The sequence below is a fragment of the Streptomyces sp. sk2.1 genome, from assembly GCF_008120935.1.
GTDB lineage: Bacteria > Actinomycetota > Actinomycetes > Streptomycetales > Streptomycetaceae > Streptomyces.
Genome location: NZ_RDBO01000045.1, coordinates 255,557 through 256,948, shown reverse-complemented (window position 1 = coordinate 256,948; position 1,392 = coordinate 255,557). Strand labels below are relative to the sequence as shown.

The following is a 1,392-nucleotide window of genomic DNA, read 5'->3' as shown; positions in this document are numbered from 1 at the left end:
GTTGACTGGCTGTGCTGGGTGAGGAGTTGGCTGCGGTCCGGTGTGATCTGGAGGACTTCGCGGCGGAGATGTTCGAGCCGTTCGCGCGGGCGGATCAACGCCGGTGGGGCGCCGTCTATCTGCGAGGACTGCTGCTGGACGGGCGGCGCAAGTCGGTGGAGCCGATGGCCGCCCGTCTGGGTGAGGACGGCAACCGGCAGGCCCTGGCCCACTTCATCACCACCAGCCCGTGGGACGCGGCACACGTACGCGCCCGCCTTGCCTGGCGGATGCAGCAGGTGATCAAACCGACCGCGCTGCTCATCGATGACACCGGCTTCCTCAAGGACGGGGACGCGTCGGCGTGCGTGACCCGGCAGTACACCGGCACTGCGGGCAAGGTCACCAACTGCCAGGCCGGGGTGTCGCTGCACCTGGCCGCCGACGGGGCCTCGGCGGCTGTCGACTGGCGGCTGTTCCTGCCCGAAAGCTGGGATCCCGCCTCGCCGAAGGCCGATCCACTCAAGGTGGCACGCCGGAGCACGTGCGGTATCCCGACCGAGGTCGGTCATGTCGAGAAGTGGCAGCTGGCCCTGGACATGATCGACGACACGCGGTCGTGGGGCATCGACATCCCCCTCGTCGTCGCCGACGGCGGCTACGGCGATACAGCCGCCTTCCGGCTGGGCCTGGAAGAGCGCGGGCTCACCTACGTGGTCGGCATCTCCACCACGACCACCGCCCAGCCGGAACAGGCACAGCCACACACCCCGCCCTACGGCGGTCGTGGCCCGAGGCCCCAGCCCGCCTACCCCGAGTCGGCTCAGGCAGTGAAGAAGCTGGTCATCGCGGCTGGCAGGCGGGCCGCCCGGCCGGTGCAGTGGCGGGAAGGCTCCCGGCCCGGCAGCGGCCGCAGCGGGTTGAAGCGCATGTACTCCCGCTTCGTGGCCCTGCGCATGCGGCCCGCCGGACGGGAGATCCGCAAGGCCACCGACGGCCCGGAACTGCCCGCGCGCTGGCTGCTGGCCGAATGGCCTGCCAACCAGCCCGAGCCCGTGCAGTTCTGGCTTTCCAACCTGCCTGCCGACACCCCGCTGGCCACTCTCGTGCGCACCGCGAAGCTGCGCTGGCGCATCGAGCACGACTACCGCGAGATGAAGCAGGCCCTCGGCCTGGCCCACTTCGAGGGCCGCACCTGGCCAGGCTGGCACCACCACGTCACCCTCGTCTCCGTCGCGCACGCCTTCTGCACCCTCCAGCGGCTGACACGGTCCCCAAAAGGAACGGCGCCGGCCTGAGCCTCTATCAGGTCACCCGCGAACTGCAGTTACTCCTCGCAGTCTGGACCGGCGCCTGCCCCACCTGTCACCGCAACACGCCAGAACCCATCCCGATCTGACCAAGCACTACTAG

The 1,392-nt window shown here is 70.0% G+C and carries 1 protein-coding gene; it reads left to right on the top strand.

The features are described from left to right. Positions 1-68 precede the first annotated feature (68 nt). Entirely contained in the window at positions 69-1,277 is a 1,209-nt protein-coding gene (locus tag EAO76_RS16295) for an IS701 family transposase (RefSeq protein ID WP_187438653.1), read from the top strand. Positions 1,278-1,392 lie beyond the last annotated feature (115 nt).

Excerpts from the sequence above, each read along its gene's own strand:
- EAO76_RS16295 (WP_187438653.1), top strand. The coding sequence starts at position 69 with ATGTTCGAGCCGTTCGCGCGGGCGGATCAACGCCGGTGGGGCGCCGTC.